We start from the raw sequence: 21,568 nt of genomic DNA on the forward strand, positions 1-21,568 counted from the left end.
GTCTCGTTCCTTGTCTCTGGCAAGGAATGCAGCAATGGAGGCTCCGCCTCCTTTTGCTACTAGAGGCAGAGCCTAAGCGAATTTCATTCCCAGGCTGGAGCCTGGGAACGAGAGTTAAAAATCTTATTTTTTCTAACTATGGAGTAGCCGTTAATGAGTTTGTCTGGAGAAACAATCAGGAAAATAAGAGAAGCAATCAAGTCTGCCTTTCCGAACCGCGACGAACTGGTGATGATGCTACGCATGGAACTTGATATACCCGAATCAGAAGTTCCTGATGGTTCCAACTATAATTTAGTTGTTTTCAACTTAATAGACCAGCTTGACCGCCAAAATCGTATACCAGAGTTAATTAAGGGAGCGTTGAATGAACGACCTGGTAATCCTGATGTGCAGAAAGTCGCTCAAGAAATTAACGCTATCTATTCCAACCTTAGTGATAAACCACTTTTAAAATCCTTTGAGTTTGATGTGGTAACGGTGAATGCCCAAGGTTGGAAAATTAGCCGCAAAAGATGTCGAGCACAATACTTTACGGAAGACTTAGGAAACGGAGTCACCCTAGAAATGGTCGCGATTCCTGGTGGCACGTTTATGATGGGCGCACCAAAGAATGAGAAAGATAGTTTCGATTACGAACGTCCCCAACACGAAGTCACAGTTCAACCCTTCTTCATGGGTAGATATCCCGTTACTCAAGCACAATGGAGAGCCGTAGCGGCTTTACCTCAAGTCAACAAAGAACTAAAACCAAATCCGTCTTACTTTAAAGGAGATGACCGACCAGTAGAGCAAATTTCTTGGTATGATGCATTGGAATTCTGTGCTAGACTTAATTTTACAATAAATGTCACAACGCAAAGGGATTATCGGTTACCCAGCGAAGCGGAGTGGGAATATGCTTGTCGTGCAGGTACAACGACACCCTTTTACTTTGGTGAAACGATAACGACTGATTTAGCAAATTATCGCGGTAACTCCACTTACGGAAATGCTCCCCAAGGAGAGTATCGAGAAGAAACCACAACCGTAGGAAGGTTTCCACCAAACGCCTTTGGTTTATACGATCTGCATGGCAATGTCTGGGAATGGTGTGCTGATACTTGGCATAAGAACTATGAAGGAGCACCCAAAGATGGCAGTGCATGGATAAATGATAATGATAATCCCATACTGCGGGGCGGTTCCTGGGGCAACCTTCCTGTACTCTGCCGTTCCGCGTTTCGCTTCTACGACTCTTGGGCGGAGCGCGACAGCCACGACGACCTTATTGGTTTTCGTGTTGTCTGCGCGTTCGGGAGGACTTAGTAGCCCTTTATACTTTTGCCCTTTTACCCTTTACTCTTTTTTCTTTTCTCTGGTGTAAGCGGAGCGGAGCGGAGCGAGATAAAATTTTTTTCAGGAAGAAACTGTCTAAAAATAAATCTATCCTCTTTATCTTAATTCTAAAATATCAAAAACACAAGTTTTAATAAGATTGTCATAACAGCAATCACAGCAGCCGCTCTTCAATAACCCTTGACACTTTTGCACTATTACCGTGGCGTCGAAGTATCACAGAATCAGTGCTTCGATTTTTGCTTGCACTTCTTCAATTAAGTGTTGTTCTGCTTTCTCTACAAACAGAATTTTTCTGGCTCTCCAATCTAGAGATTTGATTTGGTCACTTAAAATGACACCGCTCGTTTTCATACCCTCTGTTGGGAAACCGTTCGGAGTTCGGCGAGGAGTTCGGCGAAGGCTCACTCGAGCCGCTCACTCGAGCCGCTGAGCGCGGTTGGGCTGATCTCACCGTCGAAGCCTCACGGCGAAGCCCGCCTGCTTTCTCTGGACTCACCATTCTCAACAAGAGCCAGAGGCTCTAATATCTCGTTACCAGGTTGAACCTGGTAACGAGGGTTTGGAGGCTTCGCCTCTTCACTGTTGCAACTCTTGCAAAATTTCAGTCTCCCAAAAACATCAATTGTTAAAATTTCCTTTGCGTTGATACAGCAACCAGATAAACAAAGGCGATCCAAAAAGTGCGGTGACAGCACCAACTGGTAACTCTACAGCGCCTAAGCGAGAGAGCAAATCAGCGCCTGTGAGGACGAAAGCACCGCCAACAGCACTCAATGGCAAAACAACTCGATAATCTGTGCCAACAAACAAGCGGATAGCGTGGGGAACGATTAAGCCGACAAAGCCAATCAATCCTGCTACACTCACAGCACCTGCGGTTAATAGTGTGGCAATAGCGCCAATAAAAATGCGCGATCGCACTAAAGAAACCCCTAACCCAACTGCCAAGTCATCGCCCAAATTAAGCAAGTTGACACTACGCCCCAACAGACACCCCAGCAGTAAGGATAAACAAATATAAGGTCCGGCGATCGCTACCAGATTCCATCCTCTTCCATTCAAACTACCAATTAACCAATTTAACGCCGCTTGCACCCGTCCATCGTCTGCCAGTAGCAACAATACCGATTGAATCGCCCCAAATAATGAACTCACTGCGACTCCACCCAAAATTAACCGTTCAATGGAAATACCATCAGCACTGCGAGCCAGAAAATAAACGAAAATAGTTGTTAATAAACTGCCAATCCAAGCAGCCAAAGGAACCCAACTCTGCAATACCCCAAGGGTGATTATTGGCACAACTACCAAACCTGCACCAGCAGAAATACCAAGTAAGAACGGATCTGCGAGTCCGTTTCGTAGCATTCCCTGAAGCAGTGCGCCAGACATTCCTAAGGCTGCACCGACTAGCATTGCGGCTAGGGTACGCGGTAGTCGTAAATCCCAGATAATCGTTTGAGTGAGTGTGTCTCCTTTACGCAGTATTGCTTGCCATAATTGGGCTGGAGTCATCGCTACTGCTCCAAATGATAGGGAAATCCCTATCATAAAAAGTAGTGCGATACTCAGTAATAAAGTTACCACCAGTACACGGTTGCTTGAGATTATTTTTGGCACTCGAACTCTACACTGCTGTTACGACTTTAAACGTTGATAATCATAGAGAGATTTCATTAGACTTCTTGCAAAAGTCGAAAAAAAAGAATAACTAACCACAGATGGACACAGATGGACACAGATAGAACTTATATTCCGCAAGAGGTCTATTTTATGCAAAATAAAGTTAATACACTGATTTTTGTTCTTTATTAAATCAATTAAAGTCTATTATCGACTCTTGGATAAATTATAAATATTACTTTGATTCCAGGTAAGTTAAAATCAGTAGCGATAAATTATAAGCTTGTAGAGTATCACTCGTTTGACTCTACAACTTCCCAGACGATTAATTATCGCATATTAACTAATACATAATAAATAGCCCGTATATTATAACTGACAACTTATGACTACCATTCGTCCTGCCCGAATTACAAAAGTCCTACCAGAGTCCATCGCCGCAGAAATTGGATTTGAACCGGGAGATGCAATTGTCAGCATCAACGGTACACATCCTCGCGATTTGATAGATTATCAGTTTTTGTGTGCTGATGAGGTACTAGAACTAGAAGTTTTAGACGCTGCTGGCAAAACTCATCATCTTGAAATTGAAAAAGACTATGACGACGACTTAGGGCTAGAGTTTGAAACAGCTCTATTTGATGGTTTGATTCAGTGTAATAACCGTTGCCCGTTTTGCTTTATTGATCAGCAACCACCAGGTAAGCGCTCAAGTTTGTACCTAAAGGACGATGATTATCGCCTGAGTTTTTTGTATGGCTCCTACTTAACTCTCACAAATTTAACAGAACGAGAATGGCAGCGAATTGAAAATATGCGGCTATCTCCTTTGTATGTGTCGGTTCATGCGACGGAACCCGATGTTAGAATTAGACTGCTGAAAAATTCTCGTGCAGGACAAATCTTGCAGCAAATCAAGTGGTTCCAAAAAAGGAGACTGCAAATTCACGCACAAGTCGTAGTTTGTCCTGGTATCAATGATGGCATTCATCTGGAACGGACGTTAAGAGATTTAGCGTCTTTTCATACTGGAGAAGTGCCTGCTGTTGCCTCTGTGGCAGTGGTACCAGTGGGTTTAACGCGGTTTCGTCCCCAAGAAGATGAACTCACGCCTGTCACCAGAGAAAAAGCACGAGAAGTCATTTCCCAGGTGCGATCGCTACAGCAGGAATTTCAAAAGAAACAAGGACAAAGCTGTGTTTGGCTAGCTGATGAGTGGTTTTTGATTGCTGGAGAGGAATTACCAACCGAAGCAGAATACAAAGATTATCCTCAAATAGATAACGGTGTCGGTTCGATTCGTTTGTTTCTCAAGCAGTTTGCCGAAACAGCAAACAAGTTACTACCGCCAAAAGTTCAGCCGAGAAAATTGACTTGGATAGTTGGTAATGCAGTAGAACAAGCGTTTCAACCTATTTTGAAGCAATTGAATTCTGTTGATGGTTTAGAGATCAAAATGTGTGCTTTGTCAAGCGATTACTGGGGACAAAGTATTACCGTTACTGGCTTGCTAACTGGTCATGATTTGCTTTTGAAATTACAGGGGCAAGATTTGGGAGATGGAATTTTGCTGCCAAGTGTCATGCTAAAACATGGTGAATTGGTATTTTTAGATGATATAAGTGTTGAGGATGTGGCTTGTAAGCTCGATACAAAAATATTTCCAGTAGCGGGAGTAGAAGAATTCATTCAAAAGTGCATCAAACCACTTAACGGAGACAAGAGTTAAGATTTTATAGTTTGATTTCAAAATTCATCATTAAGTTATTTATTTTTGTTCGCGCAGGGTGCCGTAGGCATAGTTTGAATTTTGAAGTTTGAATTTTTCAAGGTGAGGGTAAAGAGTGAGAAATCAGAAAAGACGAAGTAAAAAAATAAAATTGAAAATTAAAAAAGCAGGAATATTAATTCTAAATTTTAATTTTTTAATATTTAATCTATTAAACATTTTGCCAGCCAGCGCGGCAACTTCAGAACCGATATTGAGCATAGTCCATAGCGAAGAAAATGCAAATCAGTGGACGGGAATCACAAACCGCTTGCAGGCGGGTGGGGTGAAGTATTGCGTGATTTCTCTAGCGAGTGTGAAGGATGCAGCAGATTGGGGCGATCGCGTGGTTTTATTTTTGCCAAATATCGAGTTATTATCGCCCGCACAAGCCATTGCCCTAGAAGAGTGGATGAGCAAGGGAGGGCGCGTAATTGCCAGCGGTCCTGTAGGGAGTTTGTCAGCGCCGGGAGTGCGACAGCTACTGCGAACTCTTCTAGGCGGCTATTGGGGATTCAGCCTTGATAGTCCACAAAAGCTACAACCATCACCAAAAGCAAAATTCCTAGAATGGGCAAATCAAAACGGACTCTTTGGTCAGGTACGCGGTGGCGTCGTCATTCCTGATAACTTCACAACTCAAGCTGCTGCTGTTTGGGGTTCCAAAGATAATCCAGCAGCAGTGGTAGCGAATGAGCGTTCTACCTTTTTTGGCTGGCGCTGGGGTGTAGATGCGGCTTCACCAGCTCAGTTAGATACTGCTTGGTTACAGACGACCATCAACCGATATGTAAAAAAGCCCACAACTGCCCCAACTAAAGTAGCAGGAGGTTCTCAAACCTGCTCCACCACTGTGGTGGCGAAAGCACCAGCAACTCCGGCGAGAGGACAAGCCAGAGCAGGTCAGCAGGTCAGCAGGTCAGCAGGTCAGCAGGTCAGCAGGTCAGCAGGGGGAGAAAAGACTTCCTCCACTTCCCCATCTACCCCTAGTTCCCGCACTCCCTCATCCCCCTCATCTTCCTCATCTCCCTCATCTTCCTCATCCTCCTCATCCCCCTCATCTTCCTCATCCCCCTCATCTCCCCCATCTCCCAAGATTGCCACAGCTCCTCTACCCAGACCTGTTCCTAGTGTCACACCCCCAAAATCAGATGAGGCTATTGACCAACTTGAAACAGCGGTGCGTTTCGATGTTGTCCCTAACTCGCAAGCACCAATTAGCCAAACTGAAACGCTCACCCTGCAGTACGAGCTAGAAAAACTTATTGGTAGAGTCGAGAGTGCTAATTTAGCAGCACGAGCTCTTTCTGAAAATGACGACAACGCCCAGTTAGCAAAGACGCAACAATCGCAAGTTGCCTCAACAAGACCTGGAGGAGCAGTTGTGAACGTAGAGCAAGCTTTAGATGCTGCTCGCGAAGTTGCGAAAAACTTGCCCCAATTGATTGCACAGAAAAATTACGCTCAGGCTCGTCAGCAATGGTTGGTAGCAAAAGCAAATTTATGGAACCAATTTCCTTTGAATCGGAGACTGGCGCAACCAGAAATCAGGGCGATATGGCTCGACCGGGGAACGATTATCCGTGCGAGAAACGAGCAGGGACTCGCTCTGATTTTTGACCGCATAGCGCAAGCCGGAATTAACACAGTATTTTTTGAAACGGTAAATGCTGGCTACACGATCTATCCCAGCAAAATTACGCCCCAGCAAAACCCTTTAGTTCGCGGTTGGGACCCATTGGCATCTGGAGTCAAGTTAGCTCACGAGCGAGGTATAGAATTACACGCTTGGGTTTGGGCTTTTGCTGCTGGCAATCGAAAACACAATGAACTGCTCAATATAGATCCGAACTACCCAGGACCAGTGCTTGCTGCTTATCCTGATTGGGCAGGATACGATAATCGCGGTCAAATGGTTCCTTCTGGACAAAGCAAGCCATTCTTAGACCCGGCAAATCCCCAAGTGCGGCAGTACTTGCTGAGTTTGTACGAGGAAATTGTCAGCCGTTATGACGTGGATGGTCTACAACTAGATTACATTCGCTATCCCTTCCAAGACCCAGCCGCTAACCGGATTTATGGTTATGGCAAGGCGGCTAGAGAGCAGTTTCAGCAAATCGCTGGTGTAGATCCAGTGAGGATTTCTCCAAGAGAACGACAGCTGTGGCAAAAGTGGACAGAATTCCGTACCCAGCAAATTGATAACTTTGTTGCTCAAGTGTCACAGCAACTGCGAAAAAAGCGACCTAATTTGATTTTATCGGCTGCTGTTTTTCCCCTTCCAGAACAAGAACGGATTCAGAAGCTACAGCAACACTGGGAGGTTTGGGCAAGACGTGGCGATATCGATTTAATTGTCCCCATGACTTATGCTCAGGATACCCCGCGCTTTGAGCGACTCGCACAACCTTGGATAACATCTTCTACACAACTGGGTTCTTCGCTGTTGGTACCAGGAATTCGCCTGCTTTCTTTGCAGACAGTCGGAGCATTTGATCAAATTCAACTGCTGAGAGATTTGCCTGTTATTGGTTACGCTTTGTTTGCTGCAGAGAATTTCACCAATGACCTGAATAAAGTCTTTAATAATACTCAAGGTAACGTTCAATCCGGACAAAAAGAACCGATTCCGCACCGCAAACCTTTTCAAACTGCTGCTGTCCGTTACACAGCCCTACAAAGTGAGTGGAAATTGGCATTGCAAAACAACAAGCTGCGAATACCTTCCACAACGCTTTCAACTTTTAACTCCCAAGCAGAAGTTGTGGAAAATGCTTTAAATCAGCTGGCTACTAACCCAAATCAAACTAAGTTGGTAACAGCAAGAGCGTCGCTTTTAAGGTTACAGTCTCAATTTAGAGTGTGGATGCGTCTACAAGCTCTGGAAAATCCATATCAAGTCAAAGTTTGGGAAAATCGTCTCGCCACGATAGAAAAGTTATTGCGTTACGGAGAACGGGTACAGTTGCATCCCTAGTGCAAGAACTCAGAACTCAGAAACCGCAGCTAGGAACTCAGCAATGCTTATCCTGTCTGTCTAAGAAGTGATTTCTAACTGACCGAACAAGAAAAGGATACAAGCCCCTGAATTTATTCATGGAGACGAAAAGATGCACAAGCTAATTATTCAAGCCCCCGGATTCATCCGTGGGGTCTTCCATTTTGAATGAGCGAATGCGTGAATTTTGAATTCCCCGGAGGGGTTGACGACTTATTTCCGCCGCGCTGTACTAGTGCGCTTTCATTCTTAGATCTTTTGCAATAATTTATTAGACAAGCCAAGACTTGGGAGAGGGGGAAGACAAGGAAGCAAATTCCTCCTTGTCCCCCTTGTCTCAATACGGTTCGGTTAAGGGGTAAAGGGGAAGGCGCAAAGGTGTTTCTCTCCTTCTTTCACCCAAGCCCAGTAACCTTTACCCGTTCGGAGCGTTGAAGAATAAAAGGTTCCTTGAACTTGCACTCGTGTTGGGCTAAAACGTGTAAAAATCCGGCAACCTCTGATGAAACGGAGGATGGACAGAAGAATGGAAGAGTTTTGCTTAACGCTAAAAGATGCAACTGAAGTACGTAACAGCTTAATTTCTTCCCCTCTACTGTCTTGACTTCCTCTTAATATGCATTCGATTAAAATTTAGTATAAAATTTAACTAATTTAAGGGATTTTACGCAAGAAATTACTGAGAAAAAACGTAAAAATAATGGAAAATAATTAAAGACATTACCTCATAGATCTAGAACATTTTTGTGCTATAAGCTATTGCAAACATTTATGCACGCCTTTGCTCAATTTATCTCACTACCATCGTTGGATTCTGCAATTGACTTTTCTCCCCTGAGTGTTGTACCTGATACACCATTGTCAGATGTAGTTGCTTTGATGAGTCAGCGTCAACCGCAAGCAGGTTGTGCGTTGATAGTTGAGAATTTGCAGGTAGTGGGGTGGTTCACACAGGATGATGCATTGCAGCTTTTGTACTCAGACGTAAACCTACAAACAGCTAAAATATCTGAAGTCATGGAGACTTCAGTACTCACCCTAAAATGCTCTGAGGTTTCTAGTGTAATATCAATATTGTCATTTTTACGCCAATATCGTTTGTATTTCATACCACTAGTTGATGATCAAGGTCAACTCGTGGGTTTATGCACTTATGAAACGATTTGTCAAGCACTCGAACAACAAGCAGGGGAAACAAGCGAATTAACGCAAACCGAGGCACAAGGGCGCTTGCTGGAGGCTGCTGTAGTCAATGGCAACGACGCTATTGTGATCATTGAAGCTCAGGGGCTGGATGATCCATTGGGTTGGCGTATAGTCTATGTCAACGAAGCTTTTACCCGTATGAGCGGTTGGTCAGCTTGTGAAATTATTGGCAAAACGCTACCGACTTTATATGGTGAAAAAACTTCTAGCAGCGAGATAGATAGAATTTGCACGGCGCTTAGGGATGGCTCGTCCATTAGAACAGAATTCATTAATTACCACAAAAACGGCTGTTGTACATACTGGGTTGAGGTTAACATAGCCCCAATTGCATATTGCGAAGGCAAAATTACTCATTTTGTTTGCACACAACGAGATATTACTGAGCGCAAACTGGCAGAAGAAGCGCTACGGTCGAGTGAAGAACTCTTCAGACAAACAGCAGAAAATATTCGCCAAGTTTTGTTTGTGCGAGACCTCAAACAGAACAAAATCGTTTATATTAATCCGGCATACGAAGAAATTTGGGGACGCAGCCGCGATCGCCTTTACGAAAATCCTTTTGACTTTATAGAGGCTATCCATCCACAAGAGCGCGATCGCGTTATCGCAGCAATCAAGACCCTTGAATCAGGTAATCTTTACAGCCACGAATATCGCATTGTCCGTCCTGACGGCGAGGAGCGCTGGGTTTGGACGCGAGCCGTTCCCGTAAAAAATGAACTGGGAGAATACCGCATCTTTGGGATCAGCGAAGACATTACCGAGCAAAAAAGAGCGACTGAAGCGTTACGCGAGAGTGAAGAGCGCTTTCGTAAACTCGCAGACGAAGCACCAGTCCTGATTTGGATGAATGATGCTAATGGTTCGGGTACGTTTCTCAACCAATATTGTCTGGAATTTACAGGACGACCTTTAGAAGAGTTACTGGGTGAAGGTTGGGCAGAAGGAATTCATCCTGAAGATAAACAGCGCTGTTTTGAGATATACCTATCTGCATTCAAAAAGCATCAGCGTTTCCAGTATGTCTGTCGTTATTTGCATGCAGATGGAGAATATCGTTGGCTGATCAACATGGGCGTTCCCAGGTTTGCATCTGATGGCAGCTTTATCGGTTACATTGGCTGCTGTACAGATATTACTGAACGTGTGCAGGCAGAAGCAGCACTGCAACAGGCACAGGCAGAACTGCAGCAGGCAAACGCAGACCTAGAAAGGCGAGTTGAGGAGCGAACAAGGGCTGTTAACGAAATAAATCGGCAACTCATTAATGAAATGAGCGATCGCTTGTATGCACAAGAGCAACTGCGGCAATCGCAGGAAATGTTGCAGCTCGTCATGGACAACATCCCCCAGACTATTTTCTGGAAAGATACAGCTTCTGTATTTTTGGGTTGTAATCGCGTCTTTGCCGAAATAGCTGGTCTTGAGAGTCCAGAAGATGTTGTGGGCAAGACTGACTATGATTTACTCCCTCAAAAGGAGGAAGCAGATCTCTACCGTGAATCTGACCTTAGGGTGATGCAGACTGATACGCCAGAATATAGCGTTATCATTCCCCACCTCCAAAAGGATGGCACACAACTTTGGCTAGAGGTAAGTAGAATTCCACTTCACGATGCTGAAGGCAATGTGATAGGGGTTCTTGGCACTTGTGAAGATATAACTGAGCGCAAGCAGGCACAAGAAGCGCTAGAACAAAGTGAAGAGCGCTTTCGCTTTTTGGTTGAATCCATACCTCAGCTAGTCTGGTTCGCTCAAGCGAATGGTAGCCTTAAGTACGTTAACCAGCGATTGCTCGACTACTACGGCTGCACTCAAGAGGAGATTCAAGGCTGGAATTGGCAACAATGGATACATCCTGAAGATTTGCCAAGGTGTCTTGAGCGTTGGACAACATCACTCTTCACTGGTGAAATCTTTGAGGTTGAGGCACGTCTATTCAAAAGGTCTGATAATTCTTACCGTTGGCATTTATCACGTGCTTTACCCCTGTGTGATAAGCAAGGACAAATCTTAAGCTGGTTTGGGACAGACACAGACATTCACGATCAAAAGCAGGCACAAGAGGCGCTCAAACGCAGCAAAGAGCGTTTCCGTAATTTAGTTGAAACGAGCAGCGATTGGGTTTGGGAAGTAGATGAGAACACTGTCTACACTTATGCAAGTCCAAAAATATACGAGCTGTTGGGTTACCAGCCGCAATTCGTGTTGGGCAAAACTCCTTTTGACTTGATGCCACCGCAAGAAGCCGAGCATGTTGCTAATATATTTGCCCCAATTGCTGCTGCACAACAACCATTCAAATGTCTGGAGAACACAAATACTCATAAAGATGGGCATTTAGTTATTTGCGAAACCAGTGGGGTTCCCATATTCGATGCTGAGGGTAAATTTCGGGGTTATCGTGGCGTTGGCCGAGACATTACTGAGCGCAAGCGAGGAGAGGCAGTATTGCGGGAGACTCAGGAACGACTGCAGGCGATTTTGGACAACTCCCCAGCTTTCATTTACCTAATAGATACTGAATATAGATACCTGTTGGTCAACCACCAGTATGAAAAGCGTTTCAAAATTAGCAAAGAGCAGATTGTAGGCAAAACCATATATGATATGTGGTCGCACGACATTGCTCATAAGCTTGCCGCAAATAACCACAAGGTGATCACACAAGGCAAACCGATAGAAGTTGAAGAAGTCGTCCCCCACGAGGATGGGCTACACACCTACCTTTGTGTGAAGTTTCCTCTAAAAGATGCCAATGAAATCCCTTATGCTGTTTGCGGCATCTCTACAGACATCACTGAGCGCAAATTAGCCGAGGAGTCGCTTTTGCGCTTTCGCAAAGCCATAGAAAGCACCAGCGATGCCATAGGCATGGCTGATATCACAGGTGAGGTCATTTACCTTAATCCAGCATTTGTCAAATTATTTGAGTACACCTTGGAGGAGTTACAAGCAGCTGGGGGACCACCAGCTATTTATACCAGCAAGGCAGAGTGTGAACAAATTTTTGCAAGTGTCAACACAGGAGAATCATGGCGCGGTGAAGTGAGGATGAAAACTCGCAGTGGTCGTATCATCCAAATCGAATTACGTGGTGATGCGATTAAAGATACCACTGGCAAAATCATCGGCTCTGTCGGTATTCATACTGATATCACAGAACGCAAACAAGCAGAAGAAAGTTTACAACTGCGCGATCGCGCGATCGCAGCTAGCAGTAATGGCATCATGATTGCTGATGTCACCATGCCAAACTCGCCAATCATATATGCTAATCCAGCGTTGGAGCAAATCACTGGTTATTCAGTAGCGGAAGTGATTGGGAAAAACAGCAGTTTTCTGCATGGTGCTGATCTCAATCAACCAGGGATAACCGAACTACACGACGCCATTACCCAAGGAAAAAGCTGTACCGTGGTTTTACGTAATTACCGTAAAGATGGGACTCTGTTTTGGAATGAGATAAGTATTTCTCCGGTTTATGACATTCATGGCAGATTCACTCATTATATTGGTATTCAAAGTGATATCACAGAGCGCAAGCAGGCAGAGGTGGCGCTATTAGTATTCCAAGAGCGGTTACAATATTTACTTTCTTCTAGTCCAGGTGTGATTTATAGCTGCAAAATTTACGGTGACCATAGCATTACCTTTATGAGTGAAAACGTTGTCACTATGGTGGGATATGAAGTACAGGAATTTATGGAAAGTCCGAACTTTTGGGCTAGCCATGTTCACCCGGAAGACTTACAGCAAGTCTTTGCTGCGACGGCAAAACTGATACAGCAAGGACAACACAGCCAGGAGTACCGCTTTTTGCATAAGGATGGCACATATCGATGGATGTACGATCAAACCAAGCTTGTGCTGGATGATGCTGGTAATCCATTAGAAATTGTCGGTTACTGGCTAGATATCACAGAACGCAAGCAACTAGAAGAGGAACTGAAAGCTGCGCTGCACAAAGAAAAAGAACTTAATGAACTCAAATCTCGCTTTGTGGCCATGACGAACCATGAGTTCCGTACACCTTTAAGTACTATTCTTTCCTCATCGGAGTTACTGGAACACTACCAGCATAAGTGGACAGAGGAAAAACAACTGGCGCACCTGCATCGCATTCAAACTGCTGTTAAGCATATGACTGAGATGTTAAACAATGTATTGGTGATTGGCAAAGCAGAGGCAGGGAAACTAGATTTTATACCCGTCCCCTTCGATTTAGTGAAATACTGCGATTATTTAGTGGAAGAATTACAACTGAATGCCAACAATCACCATGCAATCAACTTTATTCGTCAAGATGATTCGATGCCGTGTTGTATGGATGAGAAATTGCTAGAACATATCCTTAGTAATTTACTCTGGAATGCAATTAAGTATTCTCCAACTGGTAGTACTGTCAGATTTTCTCTTACGTTTAAGGATGGGCTAGCAGTATTTACAATTCAAGACCAAGGAATAGGCATTCCACCAGAAGACTTACCCTACCTGTTTGAGTCTTTTCATCGAGCTACGAATGTGGGTAACATCCAAGGCACGGGGTTAGGATTAGCAATTGTCAAAAAGTGCGTGGATACCCACAATGGTGAAATTGCTGTAAAAAGTGAAGTCGGAGTGGGAACAATATTTACTGTAACTCTGCCGTTAAATAGTCACACCAAAACAGAGGCAAACTATGACCAAAATTTTAGTCATTGAAGACGAAAAATCAGTACGAGAAAATATTCTGGATTTGTTGGAAGCAGAACATTTCGATACTATTGCTGCTGAAGACGGACGCATTGGGGTAGAATTAGCAGTTTCGGAAGTTCCCGATTTAATTCTATGCGACTTGATGATGCCAGAAATTGATGGTTATGGCGTACTGATAGCATTACGTGAAGAACCAGTAACAGCAAGCATTCCGTTTATTTTTCTGACAGCTAGAGCCGCTAGGGCTGATTTTCGTCAAGGGATGGAATTGGGTGCTGATGACTATCTGACGAAACCATTTACTCGTGATGAATTATTAAGTGCGATCGCAAGTCGCTTGAGCAAGCAAGCGAATTTAACAAAGCAAGTATCTACAAAATTTGAAACTCAGACTATTTCTCCCAGAGTACAGATGATAGAAATGTGCTTGCGTCGTACTTTAGAACAAAGAGATTTTCAACAATTTCTAGTTTACTATCAACCTATAGTCGATCTTCGTTCTGGTAAAATCATCGCTGCTGAAAGTTTATTACGTTGGCAGCATCCCGAATTGGGGATGGTTTCTCCTACACAATTGATTCCTTTGGCTGAATCTACTGGTTTAATTCTCCCTATTGGTGATTGGGTTTTAAAAAATGCTTGTAAACAAACTAAACTCTGGCATAATGCAGGTTTTTCTGAGTTACGTGTCGCTGTTAACCTATCATCACATCAGTTGGTTCAACCTGATTTTAGTGAAAAAATAATGAAATTTTTATTAGTAAACGATTTGCTGCCAAATTGTTTAGAATTAGAGTTAACAGAAAACATAATTATGCAAGATGTCAATAACGCTACTTCTACTATGAAGGAAGTACACTCGTTCGGTGTAAAAATAGCTATTGATGATTTTGGTGCTGGATATTCTGCTTTAATGTATTTGAAGCAATTACCGATTGATACGTTAAAAATAGACCGTTACTTTATTCAAGATATTGCAAATGATTCCCAAAAAGCAGCAATTACAACGGCATTGATTGAAATGGGGCGTAATCTCAAGATTCAGACAGTTGCTGAAGGTGTGGAAACGGAACAAGAACTTGATTTTTTACGCGGATATAAATGTGATGCTATGCAAGGTTTTCTCTTTAGCCGTCCGTTAAGCGCCGCAGAATTTGAAAAGATTTTGTTTGCTAACAAACGGTTGAATGTATAGGTTTGATACAGCAGAACTCACAACTCACAACTCACAACTCAGAAGTAAAATTTGCTTTATCTCTGGCTTGCGAGTTGAAAAGATGTACCTCAAAAAAGATACAACCTGCTGTAATAATGGTTTGTAGTTAGTGCTGAAGCACTACTACCAACCAAGTTGAGATAAATAATAGTAAATGAAATCACAAATATAAATAATTTCTATTGTTAAGTTTGATTAAGTATGTATAAAATTTTAGTCATAGAAGATGAGATTAGTGTACGGCAGAATCTTTGCGAATTACTAACCTATGAGGATTTCGATGTCATTGCTGCAGAAAATGGTCGCATTGGCGTGCAGTTAGCTCAACAGGAAATTCCCGATTTGGTCATTTGTGATGTGATGATGCCAGAACTAGACGGTCATGGTGTTTTAAATATATTACGTCAACAAGCCACAACAGCAACGATTCCGTTGATTTTTTTGACAGCTAAAAGTGACAAAACTGACTTCCGCCAAGGGATGGAGTTGGGAGCTGATGATTACATAACAAAACCTTTCACCCGCGCAGAACTACTAGCTGCAATTTTCTCCCGATTAGAAAAACAAGTTACCATTCATCAGCAGTCAGAGAAAAGGTTAGACGAGTTGCGTAGTAGTATTACTATGTCCCTTCCTCACGAAATGAGGACACCACTCAATGGTATTTTGGGTTTTTCAGAACTTTTAATGAAAGAAGCTAATACTCTTTCTCGGGAAGAAATCCGTGATATGGCTTTATTTATTCATCTGTCGGGAGAACGCTTACACAGATTAGTTCAGAACTTTTTACTTTATGCGGAACTCGAAATTATAGCAACAGATTCAAAACGAATTAACCAGTTGCGAAGCCAGAAAACGATTTTCCCTTCAATCGGGTTGAAAAATTTAATTACCGAACAAGCTAAACAAGCAGGACGTGATGCAGATTTACAAGTGAATTTCCAAACTCGTTGTTGTCTACAAATTTGTGAAACAAGACTTTATAAAATTATTGAAGAATTAATTGATAATGCCTTGAAGTTTTCAGAATCAGGAACAAGAATTCATCTTGTAAGTACTTTGGTTAGCAATCAACTTACTATATCACTTACCGACCACGGGCGAGGTCTGACAGCCGCTCAAATTGCTGAATTGGGAGCATATCGGCAATTTGAGCGCCAACTTTATGAACAACAAGGTTTGGGTTTGGGTTTAATCATTGCTAAACGTATGGTTGAATTACACGGAGGCAAACTGAACATCCAGAGTCAGCTTGGAGAAAAAACAGTTGTGCAGGTGGTGCTTCCCTGTATTTGAGGACTCAGATCTTGCACCCAACAAGAGCCAGAGGCTCTAATATCAAAGTTACCAGGTTGAAAGAGGTAACGAGGGTTTGGAGCCTCTGACGACTCACTGTTGCAACTCGAGGCTTGATCTTAGAGGAAGGAACACAAAGAAATAATGAACCACAGATGGACACAGATGGACACAGATAAATAATTACTTCATTCAATTGAATTGCGCTATATATATGAAATGGTAAAAATCGGACTTTAGAATGGTGGCAGTTTTGGAACATCTAGTCTAATTTTGAAGAGAACGTGCATCATTCTTGAAATTGCTACTATGAAACATCTGCGTTGCTTGCTGCTTTTTCTGCTACTGTTTACAGCAGCAGCCTGTGACCAGACTCGCGCTTCTTTGGAAGAAGCCACACCCCAATCTTCTCCAGCTTCTGGTCAAATAGCACAGAATTCTACACAGCCAAAAAATCTTGTTCGTACTGAACCACTTTCACCCACACCCATCCGCATTAATGTCGGTGATTTGCCAAAACCCTTCGCTACTGAAAGTGCCTCAAAGTCACCTAATGTAGTGCCAATTCCAGCCAACCCGACTCTGCGTGTACCCCCTGGCTTTGTGGTCAACGTTTTTGCTGACGGTTTAGATGCGCCACGCTGGTTAGCTTTAACTCCCAACGGTGATGTGCTGGTGACAGAAACCAAGCAAAACCGTATTCGTTTACTACGCGATACAAACGGTGATGGAGTGGCTGATGTCAAAAACACCTTTGCTAGTGCGGCAAACGGACTAAATAGACCCCTTGGGATGGCTTTTGCAGATAATTCCTTTTTCCTGGGTAACACTGATGCGGTGTTGCGGTTTCCTTACGCCAAAGGTCAGCAGGAAATCACTGGTACTGCCACAAAAATCGCTGATCTGCCTGCTAGTGGCTACAACAACCACTGGACGCGCAATGTCGTTGTTTCGCCTGATGGCAATAAGCTGTACGTTTCTATTGGTTCAGGAACCAACGTAGATGAAGAACCACTCCCACGGGCTTCGGTGCAGGTGATGAATTTGGACGGTTCCCAGAAGCAGACTTTTGCATCTGGGTTGCGTAATCCAGTCGGTTTGGACTTTCACCCTGTGACTAAGGAACTTTACACATCTGTCAATGAACGGGATGGTATAGGCGATGACCTGGTACCAGACTATTTAACACGCATTCGGCAAGGGGAATTCTATGGCTGGCCTTATACATATCTAGCACCAAATAACCTTGACCCACGTCAGAAGACGAGTGACAAAAGTAAACGCCCTGATTTAGCAGCCCGTACCCGCACCCCAGATGTGCTGTTTCAAGCGCACTCAGCCGCGTTGGGATTGCAATTCTATGACGGTCAGACGTTCCCCCAAAAGTATCGTAATGGTGCTTTTGTTACCTTTCGTGGTTCGTGGAACCGCGATCGCGGCACTGGCTATAAAGTTGCTTTTGTTCCATTTGATACGAAAGGGCAACCGCAAGGTTACTATGAAGACTTCCTGACAGGATTCCTGCTAGACCCTGCTATACCAACTACATGGGGACGTCCTGTAGGCTTGCTCGTCTTACCTGACGGTAGTCTTTTAGTCACAGAGGAAGCGAATAACCGTATTTATCGGATTCAGTATACGGGCGGAAAAAGTTAAAAGTAAAAAGGCAAAAGTAAAAAGAAATTTCTTTTGAGTTTTAACTTTTAACTTTTAACTTGTTAAAACCATCCTTCTTGTTCAAGTGTTTCAATCAATTGAAGTCCACGGGGATCGCCGACTCCCAGAAGGGCTGCTTTGGTGTCTTCCCGCACTCCCAAATCTTGGTCTTCGGCAAATGCTTGAATTAATGCATCAATAGCGGTGGCGTAAACTACGTTAGAAGGCAGTTCGCGACACAGTTGTCCAATCGCCCAAGCACAATTACTTCGCACTGCTGCTACAGGATCTTGCACCAAGGCTGCAATCAAGGCTGGTATTGCTCCCACAACTGTCTCGTAACCCACGTCTGCCATCTGCGCCAAGGCGCTGGCTGCCCACAAACGTACTGCGGAAATATCGGTTCTTAAAGCGTCTGCTAGGGGTGCGAGACTTCGGCGATCGCGGCAGTTTCCCAATGCCCAAACGACTCCTTTACGCACGTAGCCGTTCCAATCTCGGTTTAACTGGGCAATCAACGGTTCAACAGCATCTGGATTTGGGTTTCTTCCGATACCATATGCCGCACTCACGCGCACCAAGGGACAGGTATCAGTTAACAAGCGAATCAGATGCGGAGTCGCCCTCGCATCTTCTATGTCGCAAAAAGCACGCGCTGCCAGCATCCTTTGCTGTGGCTGAGGATGTTCTAATAATGCTAGCATCTGCTCTGGATTCGGCTTTGGCGTCTCTGTTTGGGCAGAGAGCGGTTCCATATGATCCAGAGGGCTTTCTAGCTCTGCTTCGACATCTAGTAGGCTGAGGTCGTCTTCGTCATACATAGTTTCAATCCCTGATAGGGATTAACATATAACCCCCCATGTCAATAAGTCAAACTCTTAATAGTAGTTTATTTTTCTAACTATTTATTTTTCTAACTATAAGGATAAGGGGTAAGGCAAGTTCTTTGAAAATTCAACATTCAAAAATTTTTCTACACCCCTATTTCCTTGAACTATCAAGAGATTTTACCATCCATAGTGACTGGGTTTGATAACCTAACTGATTGTAAAGATTTAATGCGGCTGTGTTGCTTTGAAACACTTGCAATCCAATTTGGTGATCGCCTCTCGCCTTTGCCCAATCTTCTACATATCGCATCAAAGCTGTGCCGATACCTCGTTGTCTGTGTTCTGGCACAACGTAGAGTAAAAAGATGTGAGCATGGCGCGTTCCCTGCACTTGATCTATGGCATTTCCCACCCAGAGACACGCAACGGGGGATGAGGGGGATGAGGGGGATGTTATTCCCTCTCGCCTGAGTTCTTCTCCTGCAAAGTCTACCCACCACACAGGGGTGTCGTTGGAGAAGTATTGCTCGACTGTTCTGGCTAAATGGGAGAAATCTTGCTGTGGGTAGGCTTCTTGGTAAGTTCGCTGCATGAATTTCACTAGCAGCGCCTTATCCAAGGTAGAACCACGGCGAATTTTGTAACCCGGTAGCAGTTCCTTAGACACTTAAAGAATGAGACAAGGAGGACAACGAGGACAAGGAGGAATTGATTTTTCCTACCGTCCCCAACTCCACAGGGAACCCCAAACCCCCATTTTCCCATCTGCTTATCTGCCTATTTTCTTCAATCGGGGCGGGTGCAGCCATATCAGAGGGTAAAAAGATGCGGGCGCTTACTGCTACAAGGGCAGTGAGGAATATCAGCACCACGATGAACGGGGCGATGTACTGACGAAATATAGCCATATTCTTTGTATTTTGCAACCAACAGCGAATTTTTATGAGAATTTTACTTAAAGTATTGTGAAGCTTTCTTGGTTTATTTTAGCGATTTTTGCGTAATTTTAAAGAAAACACTTCGCTGATTGTAAAGCACCTACTAGCTGTGAATGAGCCTCAAGCTTTGCTTTTAGCAGGGCTTGAGGCTTGTTGGACTGAGTGATGCTTTTTAAGGGCGATCGCAAAGCGTATGCTGCTCCCGATGCTAAGAGCGCACATAACTGAGGGCTACGGGCGATTGGGTAAGGAACAGCGCCCCTAAGGGCGATCGCGTTCTAAGTCAGCAATTGCTTTTTCCCAATACCAATTTTCTGGCATACCAGGGTAATCTTGCTTTGTCTGATTGACTAGCCGTTCGGCGCTAGCAACATCACCAGCTAAAGAGATGAGCCTGTTTTTGAGATTGACATCAACTGAACGCTCCTCTGTTGTTGAACGTCGCGTTCTTCCGGGACCTGTTTGCGACTGTTGTCTTCTAAACTCCCAAAATAAAACATAATAAAGCGTACCAAAAATGACAATTAGGCTAAATGTTCCTAGAAATGTTAGTAGGTTAAGCGTCAAGAATCCCAGAACTAACTGGGAGAGAACGTAGCCAAGTAAGACGCCAGTAATTAAGAGAATAGCTGTTGCAACAATAATAATTAGTTTCTGCCCCATAAATCCTTATTCCTCATAGTCGAGACCTGGTCTGTTCATTGCCACTGGCTTAGAGTTCCAAGGGGCAAAGAATGGCAACAGAAGTAGCCCCGGCAAAGCAGCGACTATACTAATTAAGAAAAACATAGACCAACCTGTGCTTTTTGCCAATCCGCCAGTTGGGGCAACAAGAATATTATTGCTGAGAGCCATGAAGCTGGAAAGTAAGGCATATTGCGTGGCAGAAAAGCGCTGGTTACAAAGACTCATCATAAAGGCAACAAAGCCTGCTGTTCCCAACCCAGCACAAAAGTTTTCCACATTGATTGTAATTACCAGAAATTGATAGTTTTTTCCAACTTGAGAAAGAAAAAAGTAAAAAATATTACTGAAAGCCTGCAAAACGCCAAACACCCAAATTGAGCGATTGATACCAATTTTGCTTAATATTGAACCACCAACTAAAGTACCTACAATGGTAGCAAGCAGTCCCATACCATTTCGGATATCACCTATTTCGGTTTGGGTAAATCCGGTTTGCAGCAAAAAGGGTATGGACATATTACCAACTAAGGCATCACCTAGTCTGTAAAGAATGATGAACAACAGAATTAAAAAGCCTTGGAGTAACCCCAATCGCTGGAAAAATTCCCCAAATGGTAATATCACGGCATCGGCTAAAGATTCTGGTGGACTGATTTCCTTTGGTTGTGGTGCTAACAAAGTACCAAGAATTCCAATCACCATGAATCCCGCCATTACCAAGTAAACTGATGACCAAGGAATCTGATCTGCAAGTCTGAACGCTAACCAACCTGTAGTTAATAGCGCTACTCGATAACCCAAGACAAAAACCGCTGCACCAGCGCCCATTTCTAGTTGATGAAGGACATCGGTACGATAGGCGTCAGCGACGATATCTTGAGTCGCACTGAAAAAGGCAATCAGTACGGCATTGATGGCTAATAGTTGTAATGCTTGCTTGGGTTGTTGCAAAGACATGAAGGCGATCGCAATCAACAACGCCACTTGTATCGAAATTAACCAACCCCGCCGCCGTCCCAAAAATGGCAGCGAAAATCGGTCTAACAGAGGCGACCAGACAAACTTCAACGAGTAAGGTAAACCGACTAGGCTAGACAACCCAATGACTGTCAAATCGACATTTTCCACAGTCATCCAAGCTTGCAACATCTGAGTTGTTAAATACAAAGGCAAACCGGATGAAAAACCTAGTAACGACAAAGCCGCCATCTTCCGGCTGCCAAAAACTTGCAAAAGCGATGAAATTGTTTTCACCGAACCTCCTCGTGGCGGAAGCCCCTGTTTTCTAAACATGGCTGCCAGGAGCAA

At 43.8% G+C, this 21,568-nt stretch carries 13 protein-coding genes and 1 pseudogene; 7 read left to right on the plus strand and 7 right to left on the minus strand.

Annotated features, from left to right (window positions below):
• Window positions 1-153 precede the first annotated feature (153 nt).
• Window positions 154-1,308, plus strand: a complete 1,155-nt coding sequence (locus tag AACT52_RS36565; protein WP_073628389.1) for an SUMF1/EgtB/PvdO family nonheme iron enzyme — start codon at window positions 154-156, stop codon at window positions 1,306-1,308.
• Window positions 1,309-1,554: 246 nt separating this feature from the next.
• Here the strand turns inward: AACT52_RS36565 and AACT52_RS36570 are convergent, their stop codons facing one another.
• Both AACT52_RS36570 and AACT52_RS36575 read right to left on the minus strand, forming a co-directional pair.
• Window positions 1,555-1,746, minus strand: coding sequence for a hypothetical protein (locus AACT52_RS36570; protein WP_233153821.1), 192 nt, complete (start codon window positions 1,744-1,746; stop codon window positions 1,555-1,557).
• A 213-nt stretch (window positions 1,747-1,959) separates the two neighbouring features.
• Entirely contained in the window at window positions 1,960-2,961 is a 1,002-nt protein-coding gene (locus tag AACT52_RS36575) for a FecCD family ABC transporter permease (RefSeq protein ID WP_073628391.1), read from the minus strand.
• Between the two features lie 388 nt (window positions 2,962-3,349).
• Here AACT52_RS36575 and AACT52_RS36580 point away from each other — a divergent pair, with 388 nt between their 5' ends.
• From AACT52_RS36580 to AACT52_RS36605, 6 genes are all read left to right on the plus strand, one after another.
• On the plus strand, window positions 3,350-4,693 hold the full coding sequence (locus AACT52_RS36580; protein ID WP_073628393.1) for a TIGR03279 family radical SAM protein: 1,344 nt from the start codon (window positions 3,350-3,352) through the stop codon (window positions 4,691-4,693).
• Between the two features lie 115 nt (window positions 4,694-4,808).
• The gene (locus AACT52_RS36585; protein WP_073628395.1) at window positions 4,809-7,709 is read left to right on the plus strand and encodes a family 10 glycosylhydrolase; all 2,901 of its coding nucleotides are present in this window, start codon (window positions 4,809-4,811) and stop codon (window positions 7,707-7,709) included.
• 792 nt (window positions 7,710-8,501) lie between these two features.
• The gene (locus AACT52_RS36590; protein ID WP_073628397.1) at window positions 8,502-13,643 is read left to right on the plus strand and encodes a PAS domain S-box protein; all 5,142 of its coding nucleotides are present in this window, start codon (window positions 8,502-8,504) and stop codon (window positions 13,641-13,643) included.
• Entirely contained in the window at window positions 13,621-14,832 is a 1,212-nt protein-coding gene (locus AACT52_RS36595) for an EAL domain-containing response regulator (RefSeq protein WP_073628399.1), read from the plus strand. Before AACT52_RS36590 ends, AACT52_RS36595 begins: the two co-directional genes overlap by 23 nt.
• 222 nt (window positions 14,833-15,054) lie before the next feature.
• On the plus strand, window positions 15,055-16,149 hold the full coding sequence (locus AACT52_RS36600) for a hybrid sensor histidine kinase/response regulator (protein ID WP_073628401.1): 1,095 nt from the start codon (window positions 15,055-15,057) through the stop codon (window positions 16,147-16,149).
• A gap of 309 nt (window positions 16,150-16,458) precedes the next feature.
• A complete protein-coding gene (locus tag AACT52_RS36605; protein WP_073628403.1) occupies window positions 16,459-17,805 on the plus strand; it encodes a PQQ-dependent sugar dehydrogenase in 1,347 nt (448 codons plus the stop codon).
• A 62-nt stretch (window positions 17,806-17,867) separates the two neighbouring features.
• On the opposite strand, the gene AACT52_RS36610 is transcribed toward AACT52_RS36605, so the two are convergent.
• The 5 genes and pseudogenes from AACT52_RS36610 to AACT52_RS36630 all read right to left on the minus strand — a co-directional run bounded on the left by AACT52_RS36610 (window position 17,868) and on the right by AACT52_RS36630 (window position 21,514).
• Window positions 17,868-18,626 carry a HEAT repeat domain-containing protein gene (locus AACT52_RS36610; protein WP_073628405.1) on the minus strand — a complete coding sequence of 253 codons (759 nt, stop codon included), beginning with the start codon at window positions 18,624-18,626 and terminating at the stop codon, window positions 17,868-17,870.
• Between the two features lie 160 nt (window positions 18,627-18,786).
• Window positions 18,787-19,302, minus strand: a complete 516-nt coding sequence (locus tag AACT52_RS36615) for a GNAT family N-acetyltransferase (protein WP_073628407.1) — start codon at window positions 19,300-19,302, stop codon at window positions 18,787-18,789.
• Window positions 19,295-19,543, minus strand: a complete 249-nt coding sequence (locus tag AACT52_RS36620) for a hypothetical protein (RefSeq protein WP_073628409.1) — start codon at window positions 19,541-19,543, stop codon at window positions 19,295-19,297. Before AACT52_RS36620 ends, AACT52_RS36615 begins: the two co-directional genes overlap by 8 nt.
• A gap of 291 nt (window positions 19,544-19,834) precedes the next feature.
• A complete protein-coding gene (locus AACT52_RS36625; RefSeq protein WP_073628411.1) occupies window positions 19,835-20,236 on the minus strand; it encodes an ABC transporter permease in 402 nt (133 codons plus the stop codon).
• Window positions 20,221-21,514 (minus strand): annotated as a pseudogene (locus tag AACT52_RS36630) (AmpG family muropeptide MFS transporter). The gene AACT52_RS36625 and the pseudogene AACT52_RS36630 overlap by 16 nt, the downstream one beginning before the upstream one ends.
• Window positions 21,515-21,568 lie beyond the last annotated feature (54 nt).

The sequence above is a fragment of the Scytonema sp. HK-05 genome (assembly GCF_963872035.1).
Taxonomy (GTDB): domain Bacteria; phylum Cyanobacteriota; class Cyanobacteriia; order Cyanobacteriales; family Nostocaceae; genus Kalymmatonema.

Bases quoted from the DNA above. Each gene is read 5' to 3' on its own strand.
- AACT52_RS36590 (WP_073628397.1), top strand. From the start codon at position 8,502: ATGCACGCCTTTGCTCAATTTATCTCACTACCATCGTTGGATTCTGCA.
- AACT52_RS36565 (WP_073628389.1), top strand. From the start codon at position 154: ATGAGTTTGTCTGGAGAAACAATCAGGAAAATAAGAGAAGCAATCAAG.
- AACT52_RS36625 (WP_073628411.1), bottom strand. From the start codon at position 20,236: ATGGGGCAGAAACTAATTATTATTGTTGCAACAGCTATTCTCTTAATT.
- AACT52_RS36580 (WP_073628393.1), top strand. From the start codon at position 3,350: ATGACTACCATTCGTCCTGCCCGAATTACAAAAGTCCTACCAGAGTCC.
- AACT52_RS36620 (WP_073628409.1), bottom strand. From the start codon at position 19,543: ATGGCTATATTTCGTCAGTACATCGCCCCGTTCATCGTGGTGCTGATA.
- AACT52_RS36605 (WP_073628403.1), top strand. From the start codon at position 16,459: ATGAAACATCTGCGTTGCTTGCTGCTTTTTCTGCTACTGTTTACAGCA.
- AACT52_RS36600 (WP_073628401.1), top strand. From the start codon at position 15,055: ATGTATAAAATTTTAGTCATAGAAGATGAGATTAGTGTACGGCAGAAT.
- AACT52_RS36610 (WP_073628405.1), bottom strand. From the start codon at position 18,626: ATGTATGACGAAGACGACCTCAGCCTACTAGATGTCGAAGCAGAGCTA.
- AACT52_RS36595 (WP_073628399.1), top strand. From the start codon at position 13,621: ATGACCAAAATTTTAGTCATTGAAGACGAAAAATCAGTACGAGAAAAT.